Source organism: Stutzerimonas stutzeri (assembly GCF_000952685.1).
Taxonomy (GTDB): domain Bacteria; phylum Pseudomonadota; class Gammaproteobacteria; order Pseudomonadales; family Pseudomonadaceae; genus Stutzerimonas; species Stutzerimonas stutzeri_E.
On record NZ_JYHV01000041.1, the window covers coordinates 1 to 707 of the forward strand.

Consider the following 707-nt stretch of genomic DNA (forward strand, 5'->3'; position numbering starts at 1 on the left):
TCGATCTCACCTTGAATTCGGTAGGCGCAACCAGCGGTGTGTTGGTGGATACCACGGCGCCGATCGCCAGCGGTATCGTGCGCATCGACGCCAATCCAAGCAATGCGGGCTCACTCAATTTCAAAGTGACCTTCGATGAAGATGTCTCCGGTGTGGATGCCTCTGACTTCAGCTTGGTGCTTGGCGGCTCGGCCGGCGGCAGCATCACCTCCGTTACACAGATTGATGGCCGGACATATGCCGTGCTGGTCAGTGGCGTGAGCGGTACCGGCAGCATTGGGCTCGACCTCAATAACAGCGGTACCGGGATCGTTGACACTGCCGATAACGCAATCGGCGGCGGTTTGGCTGGCGAGGCTTACAGCGTTGACCGCGACGTGCCGTCGGTTGGCAGTGTATCCGTTCCGGCCAACGGCACTTACGTAGCCGGGCAGAACCTGGACTTCATCATCAACTACAGTGAGGCGGTTTTAGTCGATGCCAGCGGCGGTACGCCGCGTCTGGCCATTACCCTGGATACCGGCGGCACCGTCTACGCCAGTTATCTCTCCGGTTCGGGCACCAGCGCACTGGTGTTCCGCTACACGGTGCAGAGCGGCCAGCTGGATAGCAACGGCATATCCGTGGGCGGCACGCTCGATACCAACGGTGGCACGCTGCGCGATGCGGTAGGAAACGGGGCCAGCACTACGCTCAACGGCGTCGGT

General features: G+C 61.1%; 1 protein-coding gene. It reads left to right on the forward strand.

Annotated features, from left to right (window positions below; genetic code table 11):
- A partial coding sequence (locus UF78_RS23050) for a hypothetical protein (protein WP_045164453.1) occupies positions 1-707 on the forward strand: 707 nt, incomplete at both ends.